The organism is Curtobacterium sp. Arg-1, from assembly GCF_025643395.1.
In the GTDB taxonomy this organism is placed as follows: Bacteria; Actinomycetota; Actinomycetes; order Actinomycetales; family Microbacteriaceae; genus Curtobacterium; species Curtobacterium poinsettiae.
On the sequence record NZ_CP095731.1, the window covers coordinates 2,281,200 to 2,294,908 of the forward strand.

A 13,709-nucleotide genomic window follows, 5' to 3' on the forward strand; every position below is an offset into this window, starting at 1 on the left:
ACTGTGAAGGCGATCAGGCGTCGCGCTTCTCCTTGATCTTGCGGCGAGCCGCCTTGCCGCGGAGCTCGCGCAGGTAGTAGAGCTTCGCACGACGGACGTCACCCTTGGTGACGATCTCGATGTGGTCGATGATCGGCGAGTGCACCGGGAACCAGCGCTCGACGCCGACCTGGAAGCTCACCTTGCGGACCTTGAAGGTCTCGCCGATGCCGTGGCCCTGACGGCCGATGACGACACCCTGGAAGACCTGGATACGCGAGCGCGTGCCTTCGATGATGTTGACGTGCACCTTGATGGTGTCGCCGGGACGGAAGTCCGGGACGTCGGTCCGCAGCGATGCTGCGTCGACGTTGTCGAGGAGCTGGCTCATGGTGGGTTTCACTCTCTGCGGACGCACACGGGTCGCCGCGGATAGAAGGTTCGGAAAGTGGTGGTGCGTGCCCGGTGTCGGCGACTCCCCCGTGGCAGAGTCCAGCCAGGGCACAGCGTTCAATACTGCCACAGAGAGCGCGCGAGGCAAAACGACGAGGATGGACCCATGATCGAACTCCGCACCCCCGCCGAGCTGGACGGCCTGCGTGTCGCCGGCCGGTTCGTCGCCGACGTGCTCGACGAACTGCTCGAGACGGTCGACGTCGGCGTGAACCTGCTCGACCTCGACCGCGTCGCGGCCCGGATGATCGCCGAGCGCGCGGCCGAGAGCTGCTACGTCGACTACCACCCGTCGTTCGGGATGTCGCCGTTCGGCAAGAACCTCTGCACGTCGGTCAACGACGCCGCCCTGCACGGCCTGCCGCACGACTACGCGCTGCAGGACGGCGACCTGGTGAGCCTGGACTTCGCCGCGAGCGTCGACGGTTGGGTCGCGGACTCCGCCGTCAGCGTCCAGGTCGGGACGCCGCGTGCCGAGGACCAGGCCCTGATCGCCACCGTCGAGCGGGCGTTGGCGGCCGGCATCGCCCAGGCCGCCCCCGGCAACAAGCTCGGCGACGTCTCGCACGCCATCGGACACGTCGCGCACCAGGCCGGTCACGACGTCAACCTGCAGTTCGGCGGGCACGGCGTCGGCCGCACGATGCACGGGGACCCGCACGTGCCGAACGACGGCCGTCCGGGCCGCGGGCTCAAGCTCCGGCCGGGGCTGGTCGTCGCCATCGAACCGTGGCTCATGCAGACGACCGACGAGCTCTCCCAGGACGACGACGGCTGGACCCTGCGCAGCGTCGACGGCTCGCGCGCTGCGCACGTCGAGCACACCGTGGCGGTCACCGAGGCCGGACCCGAGGTCCTGACCCTGCGTCGCGCCCAGCGCGACCAGTAGCGGGCCTGGAGGCGCGGCACCAGCTGGCACCGCGCCTCCAGTCCGTCACGCGTCGCCCCCACCCCACCGAGGCGACAGACCTCGCGGGCCGCGGACCGTCAGAACAGCGAAAGCGACAGGTGTCCGCGGATGTTCCGCGGACGTCTGTCGCTTTCCCAGGACGGGTCGCGCTACGCGTCGGGCAGCAGGTCCGGACGGACGCGCCGCGTCCGCTCCAGCTGCTGCTCGTGCCGCCAGGCACCGACGCGGGCGTGGTGCCCGCTGAGCAGGACGTCGGGGACGTCCAGGCCGCGCCACGACGCGGGCTTGGTGTACGAGGGGTACTCGAGCAGACCGTCCTCGTGGGACTCCTCGACCAGTGACTCGGGGTTGCCTACCACGCCGGGGACCAGTCGACCGACGGCCTCGATGATCGCCATCGCGGCGACCTCGCCACCGTTCAGCACGTAGTCACCGAGGGAGAGCTCGACGACGGTGGCGCGCGATGACGCCCACTCGAAGACGCGGGCGTCGATGCCCTCGTACCGCCCGCAGGCGAACACGAGGTGGTCGGACGTCGACGCGAGCGAGCGCGCGATCGACTGCGTGAAGGGGGTGCCGGCCGGCGTCGGGACCACCAGGGTCGACGAGCCGTCGGGGCGGAAGAGCGCTTCGAGCGCCTGCGCCCACGGTTCCGGCTTCATCACCATGCCGGCGCCACCGCCGTACGGGGTGTCGTCGACGGTGCGGTGCCGGTCGGTGGTCCACGACCGCAGGTCGTGCACGTGCAGGTCGAGCAGGCCGCCGGAGCGCGCCTTGCCGAGCAGGGACACGTCCAGCACGGAGAAGAACTCCGGGAAGATCGTGACGATGTCGATCCGCACGGCAGCTAGTCCGTGACCGTCTCGGGGCGCGAGGTGTCCTCGGGGTCCTCGAACAGGCCCTGCGGCGGCGTGACCGTGACGGTGCCGGCAGCGATGTCGACCGCGGGCACGATGGCGGAGACGAACGGCACGAGGACCTCGCCGCGGGTCGGCGTGTCGATCGCGAGCAGGTCCTGCGCGGGCATGTGGTCCACACGGGCGACGGTGCCGACCTCGGCGCCGTCGCGCAGGACCTTCAACCCGACGAGCTGGTGGTCGTACCAGGCGTCGTCCTCACCGGTCTCGGCGTCGGCGTCCTGCTCGACCCAGAGGATGATGCGTGCCAGGGACTCGGCGCCGGTGCGGTCGTCGATCCCGGCGAAGAACGCGACGGGGTGACCGTTGTACCAGCGGAGTTCGTCCAGCTCGAGGGTCTTGCCCGACCACGGAGAGTCGTCGGGGACCTGGAGCGTGAAGGTGGCGCCCGGGGTGAACCGACGATCCGGGTCGTCGGTGTAGAGCTCGAGCTTGATGCCGCCCTTGAGCCCGTGCGCCTTCGTGATTCGACCCACCCGGAGCTGGGTCGTCTCCCTAGGAATCGGTGTCCACCACGTCGACCCGCACGCGCTTGCCGTCGGCCAGGGCCGTGACGAGGGTGCGGAGCGCCTTGGCGGTGCGCCCGGCGCGACCGATCACGCGGCCGAGGTCCTCGGGGTGCACACGCACCTCGAGGACCTCGCCGCGTGGGGAGGTGGAGCTGGCGACGCGCACGTCGTCAGGGTGATCGACGATCCCCTTGACGAGGTGCGTCAGCGCGGATTCGAGCAAGGACTACGCCTCGGTCGTCTCGTCGGCGGTCTCGGCGTCGTCGGCCTTGGCGGCGGGAGCCGTCTTCTCCGACTTCGGCTTGAGGACGGCCTTCTTCGAGGAGTCGACCTGGAAGGCCTGCTTCGGCTCGGCCACCTTGACCTTGGACTCGGTGTCCTTCTCGCCCTTGAACTTGGCCCAGTCGCCGGTCAGCTTGAGGAGGGCCGCGACCTGCTCGGTCGGCTGCGCGCCGACGCCGAGCCAGTAGAGCGCACGCTCGGACTCGATCTTGATGACCGAGGGCTCCTCGGTGGGGTGGTACTGACCGATCTCCTCGAGGACACGACCATCGCGCTTGGTGCGCGAGTCGGCGACGACGATGCGGTAGTAGGGCGCACGGATCTTACCGAGACGCTTCAGACGGATCTTGACAGCCACAATTGCTCCTGTTTGCTTTCGTTGTGGTTGAACTGGAACCGCGGGCGTGGGGGCACACACGGCGAAAGCTCGAGAGAGATCGCTCACAGCTGGATAGAGGGTCGAGCTGCGGCGATTCGACCGTTCATTCTTGCAGATTCCCGGCCGTGATGCGAGCCGACTCGCTACGGGGCGAGGCGCCGCACCGCTTCGAGGGCTTCGGACGTCGCCCGGACCGCGTCCACGCTCCGTGCGTCCCGCGCGCCGCCGACGACGGCGTACGGCACGCCGGCGGCCTGGAGGCCCGTGGCGAGTCCGTCGGGCGCGTCACCCTCGGTGTCGCTCGCCCGCTCCTGCCCGGCGCAGACCACGACGGTGTCCGCCGGCACGCCGACCTCGTCCCCGTGCTCGTCGCGGATCCAGAGCACCCCGGGTTCGATGCGCAGGTACTCCTGCACGCCGCCGACCATCCGCACGCCGGCGTCGCGCAGCCGACCGATCGCGACCCACCGCGAGGTGATGCCGATCCCGTGGCCGAACTTGCCCGATCGGCGGAGCACCGTCACGTCCGGCCCCGGTCGGGTGGTGCGCGGTGCCGCGGGGAGCCGCTGCGGGACGTCACCGACGAGTTCCTCGGACACGTCGAGGTCCCAGCGCGCCGCGAACCCGGCGGCCCGGACGGCCTCGTCGGGCGACTCGGTCAGGAACGCCGCGGTGTCCACCCCGATGCCGCCGCCGCCGATGATCGCGACGGTGCCCTCGGGGACGCCGTCCCGCAGCGCCCGCTCGTAGGACAGCACGTGCGGCAGGTCGCTGCCGGGGACGTCGATGCTCCGCGGGACCACCCCGGGCGCGAGGACGACGGCGTCGCTGTCGACGAGGTCCCGAGCCGTGGCCGGGCGTCCGAGGTGGATGGTCGCGCCCCGCTCCTCGAGCTCCGTGCGGGCGGACCGCACCGTGGCGGCGTAGTCCTCCTTCCCCGGGACGAGTGCGGCGAGGCCGAACTGGCCGCCGAGACGGTCGGACGCCTCCCAGAGGGTGACCTCGTGGCCGCGGCGGGCGGCGTCCACCGCCGCGGCGAGCCCGGCCGGACCGCCGCCGACGACGTCGACGCGCTTCGGGTCGGCCGTCGGGCGTGCGGGGAACGCGACCTCGCGGCCGGCGCGGGGGTTCACCAGGCACGACACCGGTGCGCCGATGATCGACCGGTCGAGGCACGCCTGGTTGCAGCCGATGCAGGTGTTCACGAGGGCGAACCGGCCGGCCAGGGAGCGGTCGACGAGTGCGGGATCGGCCAGGAACGGTCGGGCGAGGGCGACGGCGTCGAGCAGGCCGTCGGCGAGCACCGCCTCGCCGTCCCGCAGGTCCGTCATCCGGTTCGAGGCGATCACGCGGACGTGCGGGTGCGGGGACGCGCGCACCACCCCGGCGATCCGGGACGCGTACGCCAGCCAGGCCCCGTGCGGCACCGCGGCCTGCACCGTCGGGGTGCGGGACTCGTGCCAGCCGATGCCGACCGAGATGCCGTCGAGCCCGAGCGGCAGCAGGTCGTGCACGAGTGCGTCGACCTCGTCGTCGGTCGAGGAGCCGGGCATCAGGTCGGCGCCGGACAGCCGGATCGTCACTGCGAGGTCCGGGACGGCGGTGCGCACGGCCCGGACGACCTCGATCGCGAACCGCCGACGACGTGCTGCGTCGCCGCCCCACTCGTCGTCGCGCAGGTTCGTCAGCGGCGACTGGAACTGGTTGATCAGGTACCCCTCGGACGCCATGATCTCCACGCCGTCGAACCCGATCGCGCGGGCGGTGCGGGCAGCGGCGGCGAAGTCCTCGATGGTCCGCTCGACCTCGGCCGCCGTCAGCGCGGTCGGCACCACGCCCCGGGCGGCTGCCCACGGCAGGGCCGAGGGCGCCACGACGCGCTGCGGGTCCCCGTGCCGGTCGACCATCCCCGACGCCAGGGCGTACCGACCGGCGTGGAACAGCTGCGCCAGGATCGTCCCGCCCTCGTCGTGCACGGCCTGCACCGCGACCCGGAACCGCTCGTCGGCTCCCCCGACCCCGAACACCGCGAAGTCCGGACCGCCGCGGGCCTCGTCGTTGACCGCGATGCCGCCGGTGATGATGCACGCGGTTCCGCCGGCCGCACGCTCCCGGTAGAACGCGGCCATGCCGGCACCACCGTCGTCCTGCACCTCGAGCCCGGTGTGCATCGACCCCATCACCACCCGGTTCGGCAGGTGCAGGGGCCCGAGGGTCCAGGGTGACGCCACGCTCCGGAGCGACTCCGGGACGACGGGGGCGGAAGCGACGCTGCTCATGCGCCCATTCTGCGGGGTCCGTGCGACCGGCGGACGGATCGTTGTGCGTGTCCGACAACGTTCCGGGCAGGATGGACGGCATGGACATCCGCTTCACCGAGTCCCGCCCGTCGACCATCGGCGTCGAGTGGGAACTCCCGCTGGTCGACCTGTCGACCGGCGACCTCGCGCCCCGCGCCCCTGCCGTCATCGCCGCCGTGCACGAGCGGCTCGGTGACCCCGACCGCGTCACCGAGGAGCTGCTGACCAACACGGTCGAGGTCGTGTCGAGCGTCCACGATCGGGTGGGTGCGGCGACGAGCGAGCTGTCCGGCATCATCGGCGAGGTCATCGACGCCGCCGAACCGCTCGACGCCCAGGTGATGTGCTCCGGCACGCACCCGTTCGCCGTCTGGGACCAGCAGGAGATCACCCCGGACAGCGAGCACTACACGACCCTGATCGACCGCACCCGCTGGTGGGGACGCCAGATGCTCATCTGGGGGGTGCACGTGCACGTCGGCATCGACGACCGCGACAAGGCGGTCCCGATCATGAACGCGATGCTCGCCTACGTTCCGCACCTGCAGGCGTTCACGGCGTCGAGCCCGTTCTGGGGCGGGACCGACACCGGGTACGCCTCGAACCGTGCGCTCATGTTCCAGCAGCTCCCGACCGGTGGACTCCCGCCACAGCTCGGTGCCTGGGCGAACTTCGAGGAGGTCGTGGGCGACCTCACGCACACCGGCGTCATCGACAGCGTGAAGGACCTGCGCTGGGACATCCGCCCCTCGCCCGGCTGGGGCACCCTGGAGAACCGCGTGTCCGACGGCATCTCGACCCTGCACGAGGTCGGTGCCGTCACCGCGCTGGTGCAGTGCCTGGTCACCGCGTGCTCGGACCGGCTCGACGCCGGTGAGACCCTGCCGACGATGCAGCCGTGGTTCATCCGCGAGAACAAGTGGCGCGCGGCCCGCTACGGCATGGAGGCCGAGATCATCACGAACGTCGCCGGTGACGAGCGGCTCGTGACCGACGAGGTGCACGACCTGGTGCAGCGGCTCGACCCGATCGCGGAGCGGCTCGGCTGCCAGGACGAACTGCACCACCTCGACACGATGATCGAGCGCGGCGCCTCGTACCAGCGGCAGCTGCAGGTCGCGCGCGAGAACGGCGGCGACCTGCGCGCGGTGGTCCGCCACCTGGTCACGGAGTTCCGCGACGCGCTCTGACGCACCAACCCGGACCGGGTGTACCCGGTCCAATCGGGCGTACCTGGACGTTCCTTCCGACCAGGTACGCCCGATTCAGGTTTCCAGCGCGCGTGCGATGAGAAGGAACGTCGCGACCGGACGACGGACGGGAGGCCCGGTGCCAGCTGGCTCCCCTCCCTCGCAGGCTCGGTCAGCGCGCCCCGCGTGCCGCTGGCGCGTCACGCTGAGCGGAGCGCGCCCGTCCGTCAGGTGGTCGCGATCGCGAGCCGCGTCAGCGACCCAGGAACTTCTGCAGCGACGCGAGCTCTTCCTCGGTCGGCGCCTTGGAACCCTTGGCGCCACCGAGGCCGAGGCCGGAGCCCTGCGGGGCCTGCTGCGGTGCAGCCGCGGCACCGGCCGCGAGGGCCGCGCGCTTGGCCGGGTTGCCGACCTTCGACTTCTTCTTGCCACCCTGCTGCTGCTTCTTGCCGCCGTGCATGCCCGGGATCGGACCCATGCCCGGCATCTGCGGCACGCCGCCGCGGGCGACGGTCTTCATCATCTTGGCGGCCTGCTCGAACCGGTTCACCAGGGCGTTGACCTCGGTGACGGTCGATCCGGCGCCGCGCGCGATGCGCAGACGACGCGAACCGTTCAGCAGCTTCGGGAGCTCGCGCTCCTGGGGCGTCATCGACTGGATGATCGCCTCGGTGCGGACGATCTCGCGCTCGTCGAAGTTGTCGAGCGCCTCGCGCATGCCCTTGGCGCCCGGGAGCATGCCGAGCATGCCCTTGATGGAGCCGGCCTTGCGGAGCTGCTGCATCTGCTGCAGGAAGTCGTTCAGCGTGAAGTTGTCGGTCGCGATCTTGTCCGCGACCTTGCGCGCCTCTTCCTCGTCGAAGGCACCCTGCGCCTGCTCGATGAGGGACAGGATGTCGCCGAGGTCGAGGATCCGGCTCGCCATGCGGTCCGGGTGGAACGGCTCGAAGTCGTCGAGCGACTCACCCGTCGACGCGAACATGATCGGGCGGCCGGTCACGCTGGCCACCGACAGGGCAGCACCACCGCGGGCGTCACCGTCGAGCTTCGACAGGACGACACCGGTGAAGTCGACGCCTTCCTGGAACGCGCGGGCCGTGTTGACGGCGTCCTGACCGATCATCGCGTCGATGACGAACAGGACCTCGTCCGGGTCGACGGCCTTGCGGATGTTCGCCGCCTGCTTCATCAGCTCGGCGTCGACACCGAGACGACCGGCGGTGTCCACGATGACGGTGTCGTACTGCTGGTCGATCGCGGCCTTGATGGCGTTCTTGGCGACCTTGACCGGGTCGCCGACACCGTTGCCGGGCTCGGGCGCGAAGACGTGCACGCCGGCCTGCTCGCCGACGACCTGCAGCTGCTGCACGGCGTTCGGTCGCTGCAGGTCCGCCGCGACGAGCATCGGGGTGTGGCCGTCCTTCTTGAGCCACTTGCCGAGCTTGCCGGCCAGGGTCGTCTTACCGGCACCCTGCAGACCCGCGAGCATGATGACCGTCGGCGGCTTCTTCGCGAACTCGAGCCGTCGCTGCTGCCCGCCGAGGATGCCGACGAGTTCCTCGTTGACGATCTGGACGACCTGCTGCGCCGGGTTGAGCGCGCGGTTGACCTCGTCGGAGAGGGCACGCTCGCGCACCGAGGCGGTGAACGCCTTGACGACCTCGAGCGCGACGTCGGCGTCGAGGAGGGCCCGCCGGATCTCGCGGACGGTGCCGTCGACGTCGGACGGAGTCAGCCGACCCTTGCTCCGCAGATTGCGGAAGGTCTCGGTCAGCCGATCGGAGAGTGAGCCGAATTGCGCCATGATCCGTCGATTCTACAAGGCTCGCGCAGGCCGCACCGGTCCGTTCACCGCAGGAGGACACCCTCGGTCAGTTCGAGCGGTGCCCCGAGGCCCAGGTCGACGATCACCGGCGCGCTCGACGGACTCCGGTCACCGGTCGGGAACCAGCGCCGGTCGGGCGACACCAGGATCACGAGGCCGTCCACGTCGCCGACCGCGGCGAAGGACTCCCCCGGCGGGTTCGCGTAGGGCTCGAGACCGGCGCGTCGCAGGGCATCGACGGCGCCGAGGACGTCGGGGACGGGGACGCCGACCTCGCTGATGGAGACGAGCGGGACGACCGTGTTCTCGCCCGCGTCTGCGGGCAGGTCCCGCCGCTCGATGAGCTCGAGGAGCTGCTCGTCGGGCCCCTCGAAGTAGACCGACCGCGAGTTCCAGTTCGGCGGCCCCTCGAACTCGTCCTGGTCATCGGCACCGAGCACCGTCGTCAGTCCGGCGATCCAGGCCTTGGCCGCGTCGAACGTCCCGATGGGGATCGTGATCGCCAGGTGCAGGGCTCCGGTCATCTCGGGCAGTTCACGGAACACGAGGAGCGACGACCCCACGACGACGCGCACCGCGGCGTCGACGATCTCGACCGGACACCCCAGCCGTTCGTAGAACCGGGCGGTGTCGTCGAGGGAACGGGTGGCGAGGTGTACCTGGCGGATGTCCATGTCCACATCGGACCATCTCAACCATAGTTGAGGTCAAGGAGACGGTTGTTGGACGCCGTCCAGAAACTGTCGTACGCTCGCCGCATGCCGGAACTCGAGATCGTGCACCACCCCGGGCTGCTCGACTACGCCGACGGTCTCGCTCTGCAGCGGGACCTGCACGCCGCCGTCGTCGCAGGCCGTTCCCCCGGAGCCCTCGTGCTGTGCGAGCACCCGTCCGTGTACACCGCCGGACGCCGCACCGAACCCTCCGACCTGCCGACGAACGGCGCCCCCGTCGTCGACACCGACCGCGGCGGTCGCATCACCTGGCACGGCCCGGGGCAGCTCGTCGCCTACCCGATCGTCCGACTCGCCGAACCCCTCGACGTCGTCGCCTGGGTGCGCGACCTGGAGCAGGTCATCATCGACGCTGCTGCCGCCGTCGGAGTGCACGCCGAACGGGTCGACGGGCGCAGCGGCGCATGGGTGCCGGGCTCGGACGGCTCCCCCGCCGCCAAGATCGGCGCCATCGGGCTGCACGTCGCCGAGGGCGTGACGAGCCACGGCATCGCGATCAACTGCGACAACGCCCTCGACGCCTACCGAGCGATCGTCCCGTGCGGCATCGCGGACGCCGGGGTCACGACGCTGAGCGCCGCCGCGGCGCACCTGGGGCTCGCTCCCGTGACCGTCGACGACCTCGCACCCCTGGTAGCGCACGGCGTCCAACAGACCGTCGACGGCATGCACCGCGGCCACCGGATCAGCACGACAGCCCCCAGCACCAGCACCAGCACCAGCACGAGTACCAGCACCGCGCCCGCCCGACAGGAGACCCTCGTATGACCCTCGCCCCCGAAGGCCGCCGCATGCTCCGGGTCGAGGCCCGGAACGCCGAGACCCCGATCGAGACGAAACCCGGGTGGATCAAGACCCGCGCCACGCAGGGCCCCGAGTTCCGCGAGCTGTCCGCCCTGGTCAAGGACCAGCAGCTGCACACCGTCTGCCAGGAGGCCGGCTGCCCGAACATCTTCGAGTGCTGGGAGGACCGCGAGGCGACGTTCCTGATCGGCGGATCGCAGTGCACCCGCCGCTGCGACTTCTGCCAGATCGACACCGGCAAGCCGGAACCGCTCGACCGCGACGAGCCCCGCCGGGTCGCGGACTCCGTCGTCTCGATGGGCCTGAAGTACGCGACGGTGACCGGCGTCGCACGGGACGACCTGCCCGACGGCGGCTCCTGGCTCTACGCCGAGACGATCCGGCAGATCCACGAGCACTCCCCCGGCACCGGCGTCGAGATCCTGGTGCCGGACTTCAACGGCCGGCCGGACCAGCTCGGCCAGGTGTTCGACGCCCGCCCCGAGGTCTTCGCGCACAACGTCGAGACCGTCCCGAGGATCTTCAAGAGGATCCGACCGGCGTTCACGTTCGAACGCTCCCTGGACGTCATCGCCCAGGGCCGCGACGCCGGACTCGTCACGAAGTCGAACCTGATCCTCGGCATGGGCGAGGATCACATCGAGATCGAGGACGCCCTGCAGCGCCTGCACGACGTCGGCACGGACATCATCACGCTGACGCAGTACCTCCGCCCGTCACCGCGGCACCTGCCGGTCGCGCGCTGGGTCAGCCCTGCGGAGTTCGTCGAGCTCCGCCAGCTCGCCGAGCAGATGGGCTTCGCGGGGGTCCTCGCCGGACCGCTGGTGCGGTCGTCGTACCGCGCGGGTCGACTGTGGGCACGGGCGACGGTGGCCCGCGGCGGCTCGGTTCCCGAGCACCTGGCCCACCTGCTCGACGCGACCCCCGGTCGCCAGGCCGTCTGACGCTCCGGGCGACGCTCCGGACAGACGCCAGGCGCGGTGCCGGCTGGCACCGCGCCTGGCGTCCGTCAGGTGGTGACGGCTACTTCGCGTCGGCTTCCACCGACTCCTTCGGCTCACCCGACGGGGTGAGCCCGCGCTCCTGGCGGCGCTTCGAGACCACGAGCGAGGCGATCGTCGCGACCGTGATCGTCAGGGCGATGAAGCCCAGCGAGAACCAGATCGGGATCTCCGGCGCCCACTCGATGTGCTCGCCACCGTTGATGAAGGGCAGCTCGTTGACGTGCATGGCGTGGAAGACGAGCTTCACACCGATGAACGCCAGGATGACGGCCAGGCCCTGACCCAGGTAGATGAGGCGCTCGAGCAGACCGGCGATCAGGAAGTACAGCTGCCGGAGCCCGAGGAGCGAGAACGCGTTCGCGGTGAACACGATGAAGGCGTCCTGCGTCAGCCCGAAGATCGCGGGGATGGAGTCGAGCGCGAACAGCACGTCGGTGAGGCCGATGGCGACCATGACGAGCAGCATCGGGGTGAACAGGCGCTTGCCGTCGACGCGGGTGGTCAGGCGGTCACCGTCGTAGTGGTCCGAGGTCGGGATGAAGCGCTTGAGGATCCGGATGAGCCGCGAATCGCCCTCGTTGCCGTGGTCGTTGCCGCTGCGGGCCTGCGACCAGGCGAGCCAGAACAGCAGCGCACCGAACAGGTAGAAGACCCACGAGAAGTTCTCGATGATCGTGACGCCGAGGGCGATGAACACACCGCGGGCGACGAGCGCGATCGCGACGCCGACCAGCAGGACCTTCTGCTGGAACTCCTTCGGCACGGCGAAGCTCGACATGATGATGAGGAAGACGAAGAGGTTGTCGACCGACAACGCCTTCTCGGTCAGCCAGCCGGCGAAGTACTCACCACCGGCCTGTCCGCCGCCGAACACCAGGATCCCGATGCCGAACAGGATGGCCAGGCCGATGTAGAAGGCCGACCAGAACGCGGATTCGCGGATGTGGGGCACGTGCGGCGTGCGCACGTGCGAGTAGAAGTCGAACACGAGCAGCGCGAGGATGCCGGCGATCGTGATGAGCCAGACGAAGAGTGGGACGTCCACGGTTTCCTTCAGGTAGGGCGTGCCACTGGTGTGCGGGTACGCCGAGGCCTGAAGGTCTCTTCCGTCGCCCCGCACCGGAACCGGTGCCGCACGACCGGCGCCCCGGGGCCGGATCGTTCCGGACCGTACTGACGGGGTCACCGAGAGGGAATACTCCCCTTCGTGTCCCCGAGCATACCGGGCACAGCGGACATGTGCCGCGCTCTAAGCTGGGAGCATGGCGAGTTCTTGGTCACTGTCCACACGGCTGCGCGGCCTCTTCCAGCGCAAGACGATCGACGAGACCACGTGGGAGGACCTCGAGACCGCCCTGATCGGCGCCGACTTCGGCCCGGACATCTCCGAGGAGATCATCGAGGACCTGCACGCCCGCGTCGACCGGTACGGCACGACCGACCCCGCCGACCTGCAGCGCATGCTCCGTGAGGTCCTCGAGGAACGGCTCTCGAAGCTCGACACCACCCTGAAGCTCAGCGCGCGGCCCGCCGTGGTGCTCGTCGTCGGGGTGAACGGTGTCGGCAAGACCACGACGATCGGCAAGTTCGCCAAGTTCCTGAAGACCTACGACCGCACGGTGCTCGTCGGGGCGGCGGACACGTTCCGCGCCGCGGCGGTCGAGCAGGTCGCCACCTGGGCCCAGCGCGCCGGGGTCGACGTCGTCCGTCCGTCGCAGCCCGGGCAGGACCCCGCGTCGGTGGCGTACCAGACCGTCGAGAAGGCGATCCGCGACCAGACCGAGATCGTCGTCATCGACACCGCCGGGCGCCTGCACACCAAGGCCGGGCTGATGGACGAGCTCACCAAGATCAAGCGCGTCGTCGAGAAGCAGACCGAGATCAGCGAGGTCCTGCTCGTCCTCGACGCGACGACCGGCCAGAACGGACTCGCCCAGGCCCAGGCCTTCATCGAGGGCGCCGGCGTGACCGGCCTCGTCATCACGAAGCTCGACGGCTCGGCCAAGGCCGGCTTCGTGCTCAGCGTGCAGGAGAAGACCGGCATCCCGATCAAGCTCATCGGGCAGGGCGAGGGCATCAACGACCTGACGGGCTTCACGCCGCACGTGTTCGTGCAGAACCTCGTCGGCTGAGCGGGCGCGGTCCCGCCGCGCGAGCGAACGCGATGCGGCGCCGAGGAGTAGCGTCCCGTTCTGGTCCGGGCATCTGCTCGGTCTCGTTCCAGGGATAGGAGACCCTCATGCCCGCACTGCTGATCATCGCGATCATCGTCGGCCTCGTCCTGCTCTTCAGCGGCATCTTCGTCGGCGCCCTGAAGCTCCTGCTCTGGGTGGGCATCGTGCTCATCCTGCTCGGGATCATCGGCTGGCTGCTCCGGACGATCCGCGGTCGCGCGTAGCGACCCGGCGTCCTGTCCGGACGCA

The 13,709-nt window shown here is 70.3% G+C and carries 15 protein-coding genes; 6 read left to right on the plus strand and 9 right to left on the minus strand.

Going from position 1 to position 13,709, the window contains the following annotated elements:
- Positions 1-13: 13 nt before the first annotated feature.
- A complete protein-coding gene (gene rplS / locus MXD64_RS10845) occupies positions 14-370 on the minus strand; it encodes a 50S ribosomal protein L19 (RefSeq protein ID WP_017888254.1) in 357 nt (118 codons plus the stop codon).
- Between the two features lie 168 nt (positions 371-538).
- On the opposite strand from rplS, the gene map reads away from it, so the two are divergent.
- The gene (gene map / locus MXD64_RS10850; RefSeq protein ID WP_159557909.1) at positions 539-1,321 is read left to right on the plus strand and encodes a type I methionyl aminopeptidase; all 783 of its coding nucleotides are present in this window, start codon (positions 539-541) and stop codon (positions 1,319-1,321) included.
- 170 nt (positions 1,322-1,491) lie between these two features.
- Here map and trmD read toward each other — a convergent pair whose 3' ends face one another.
- From trmD to MXD64_RS10875, 5 genes are all read right to left on the minus strand, one after another.
- Complete coding sequence (trmD, locus tag MXD64_RS10855) at positions 1,492-2,184, minus strand: tRNA (guanosine(37)-N1)-methyltransferase TrmD (RefSeq protein ID WP_017888256.1); 693 nt, start codon at positions 2,182-2,184, stop codon at positions 1,492-1,494.
- A 5-nt stretch (positions 2,185-2,189) separates the two neighbouring features.
- Positions 2,190-2,735, minus strand: a complete 546-nt coding sequence (gene rimM / locus MXD64_RS10860; protein WP_200942672.1) for a ribosome maturation factor RimM — start codon at positions 2,733-2,735, stop codon at positions 2,190-2,192.
- Positions 2,736-2,754: 19 nt separating this feature from the next.
- Positions 2,755-2,991 carry an RNA-binding protein gene (locus MXD64_RS10865; RefSeq protein ID WP_017888258.1) on the minus strand — a complete coding sequence of 79 codons (237 nt, stop codon included), beginning with the start codon at positions 2,989-2,991 and terminating at the stop codon, positions 2,755-2,757.
- Positions 2,992-2,994: 3 nt separating this feature from the next.
- Positions 2,995-3,408, minus strand: coding sequence for a 30S ribosomal protein S16 (rpsP, locus tag MXD64_RS10870; RefSeq protein ID WP_017888259.1), 414 nt, complete (start codon positions 3,406-3,408; stop codon positions 2,995-2,997).
- Between the two features lie 164 nt (positions 3,409-3,572).
- A complete protein-coding gene (locus MXD64_RS10875) occupies positions 3,573-5,708 on the minus strand; it encodes an oxidoreductase (protein WP_263136413.1) in 2,136 nt (711 codons plus the stop codon).
- Between the two features lie 71 nt (positions 5,709-5,779).
- On the opposite strand from MXD64_RS10875, the gene MXD64_RS10880 reads away from it, so the two are divergent.
- A complete protein-coding gene (locus tag MXD64_RS10880; RefSeq protein ID WP_175470751.1) occupies positions 5,780-6,919 on the plus strand; it encodes a glutamate--cysteine ligase in 1,140 nt (379 codons plus the stop codon).
- 253 nt (positions 6,920-7,172) lie between these two features.
- On the opposite strand, the gene ffh is transcribed toward MXD64_RS10880, so the two are convergent.
- Positions 7,173-8,723: a signal recognition particle protein gene (gene ffh, locus MXD64_RS10885; RefSeq protein WP_017888263.1), complete on the minus strand. Its 1,551-nt coding sequence runs from the start codon at positions 8,721-8,723 to the stop codon at positions 7,173-7,175.
- A 44-nt stretch (positions 8,724-8,767) separates the two neighbouring features.
- Positions 8,768-9,418 carry a hypothetical protein gene (locus MXD64_RS10890; RefSeq protein ID WP_263136414.1) on the minus strand — a complete coding sequence of 217 codons (651 nt, stop codon included), beginning with the start codon at positions 9,416-9,418 and terminating at the stop codon, positions 8,768-8,770.
- A gap of 84 nt (positions 9,419-9,502) precedes the next feature.
- On the opposite strand from MXD64_RS10890, the gene lipB reads away from it, so the two are divergent.
- Together lipB and lipA are read left to right on the plus strand one after the other, a co-directional pair.
- Entirely contained in the window at positions 9,503-10,246 is a 744-nt protein-coding gene (gene lipB, locus MXD64_RS10895) for a lipoyl(octanoyl) transferase LipB (protein WP_263136415.1), read from the plus strand.
- On the plus strand, positions 10,243-11,226 hold the full coding sequence (gene lipA / locus MXD64_RS10900; protein ID WP_263136416.1) for a lipoyl synthase: 984 nt from the start codon (positions 10,243-10,245) through the stop codon (positions 11,224-11,226). The genes lipB and lipA overlap by 4 nt, the downstream gene beginning before the upstream one ends.
- A 79-nt stretch (positions 11,227-11,305) precedes the next feature.
- On the opposite strand, the gene MXD64_RS10905 is transcribed toward lipA, so the two are convergent.
- Positions 11,306-12,331: a TerC family protein gene (locus MXD64_RS10905; RefSeq protein WP_017888267.1), complete on the minus strand. Its 1,026-nt coding sequence runs from the start codon at positions 12,329-12,331 to the stop codon at positions 11,306-11,308.
- Between the two features lie 217 nt (positions 12,332-12,548).
- Between MXD64_RS10905 and ftsY the strand changes: the two genes are divergently transcribed.
- Together ftsY and MXD64_RS10915 are read left to right on the plus strand one after the other, a co-directional pair.
- Positions 12,549-13,418: a signal recognition particle-docking protein FtsY gene (ftsY, locus tag MXD64_RS10910; RefSeq protein ID WP_017888268.1), complete on the plus strand. Its 870-nt coding sequence runs from the start codon at positions 12,549-12,551 to the stop codon at positions 13,416-13,418.
- A 107-nt stretch (positions 13,419-13,525) separates the two neighbouring features.
- Complete coding sequence (locus MXD64_RS10915) at positions 13,526-13,684, plus strand: hypothetical protein (RefSeq protein ID WP_017888269.1); 159 nt, start codon at positions 13,526-13,528, stop codon at positions 13,682-13,684.
- Positions 13,685-13,709: the final 25 nt, after the last annotated feature.

Coding starts and splice junctions, on each gene's coding strand:
- rplS (WP_017888254.1), bottom strand. CDS start 370: ATGAGCCAGCTCCTCGACAACGTCGACGCAGCATCGCTGCGGACCGAC.
- map (WP_159557909.1), top strand. CDS start 539: ATGATCGAACTCCGCACCCCCGCCGAGCTGGACGGCCTGCGTGTCGCC.
- MXD64_RS10875 (WP_263136413.1), bottom strand. CDS start 5,708: ATGAGCAGCGTCGCTTCCGCCCCCGTCGTCCCGGAGTCGCTCCGGAGC.
- MXD64_RS10880 (WP_175470751.1), top strand. CDS start 5,780: ATGGACGGCATGGACATCCGCTTCACCGAGTCCCGCCCGTCGACCATC.
- ffh (WP_017888263.1), bottom strand. CDS start 8,723: ATGGCGCAATTCGGCTCACTCTCCGATCGGCTGACCGAGACCTTCCGC.
- MXD64_RS10890 (WP_263136414.1), bottom strand. CDS start 9,418: ATGGACATCCGCCAGGTACACCTCGCCACCCGTTCCCTCGACGACACC.
- lipB (WP_263136415.1), top strand. CDS start 9,503: ATGCCGGAACTCGAGATCGTGCACCACCCCGGGCTGCTCGACTACGCC.
- lipA (WP_263136416.1), top strand. CDS start 10,243: ATGACCCTCGCCCCCGAAGGCCGCCGCATGCTCCGGGTCGAGGCCCGG.
- ftsY (WP_017888268.1), top strand. CDS start 12,549: ATGGCGAGTTCTTGGTCACTGTCCACACGGCTGCGCGGCCTCTTCCAG.
- MXD64_RS10915 (WP_017888269.1), top strand. CDS start 13,526: ATGCCCGCACTGCTGATCATCGCGATCATCGTCGGCCTCGTCCTGCTC.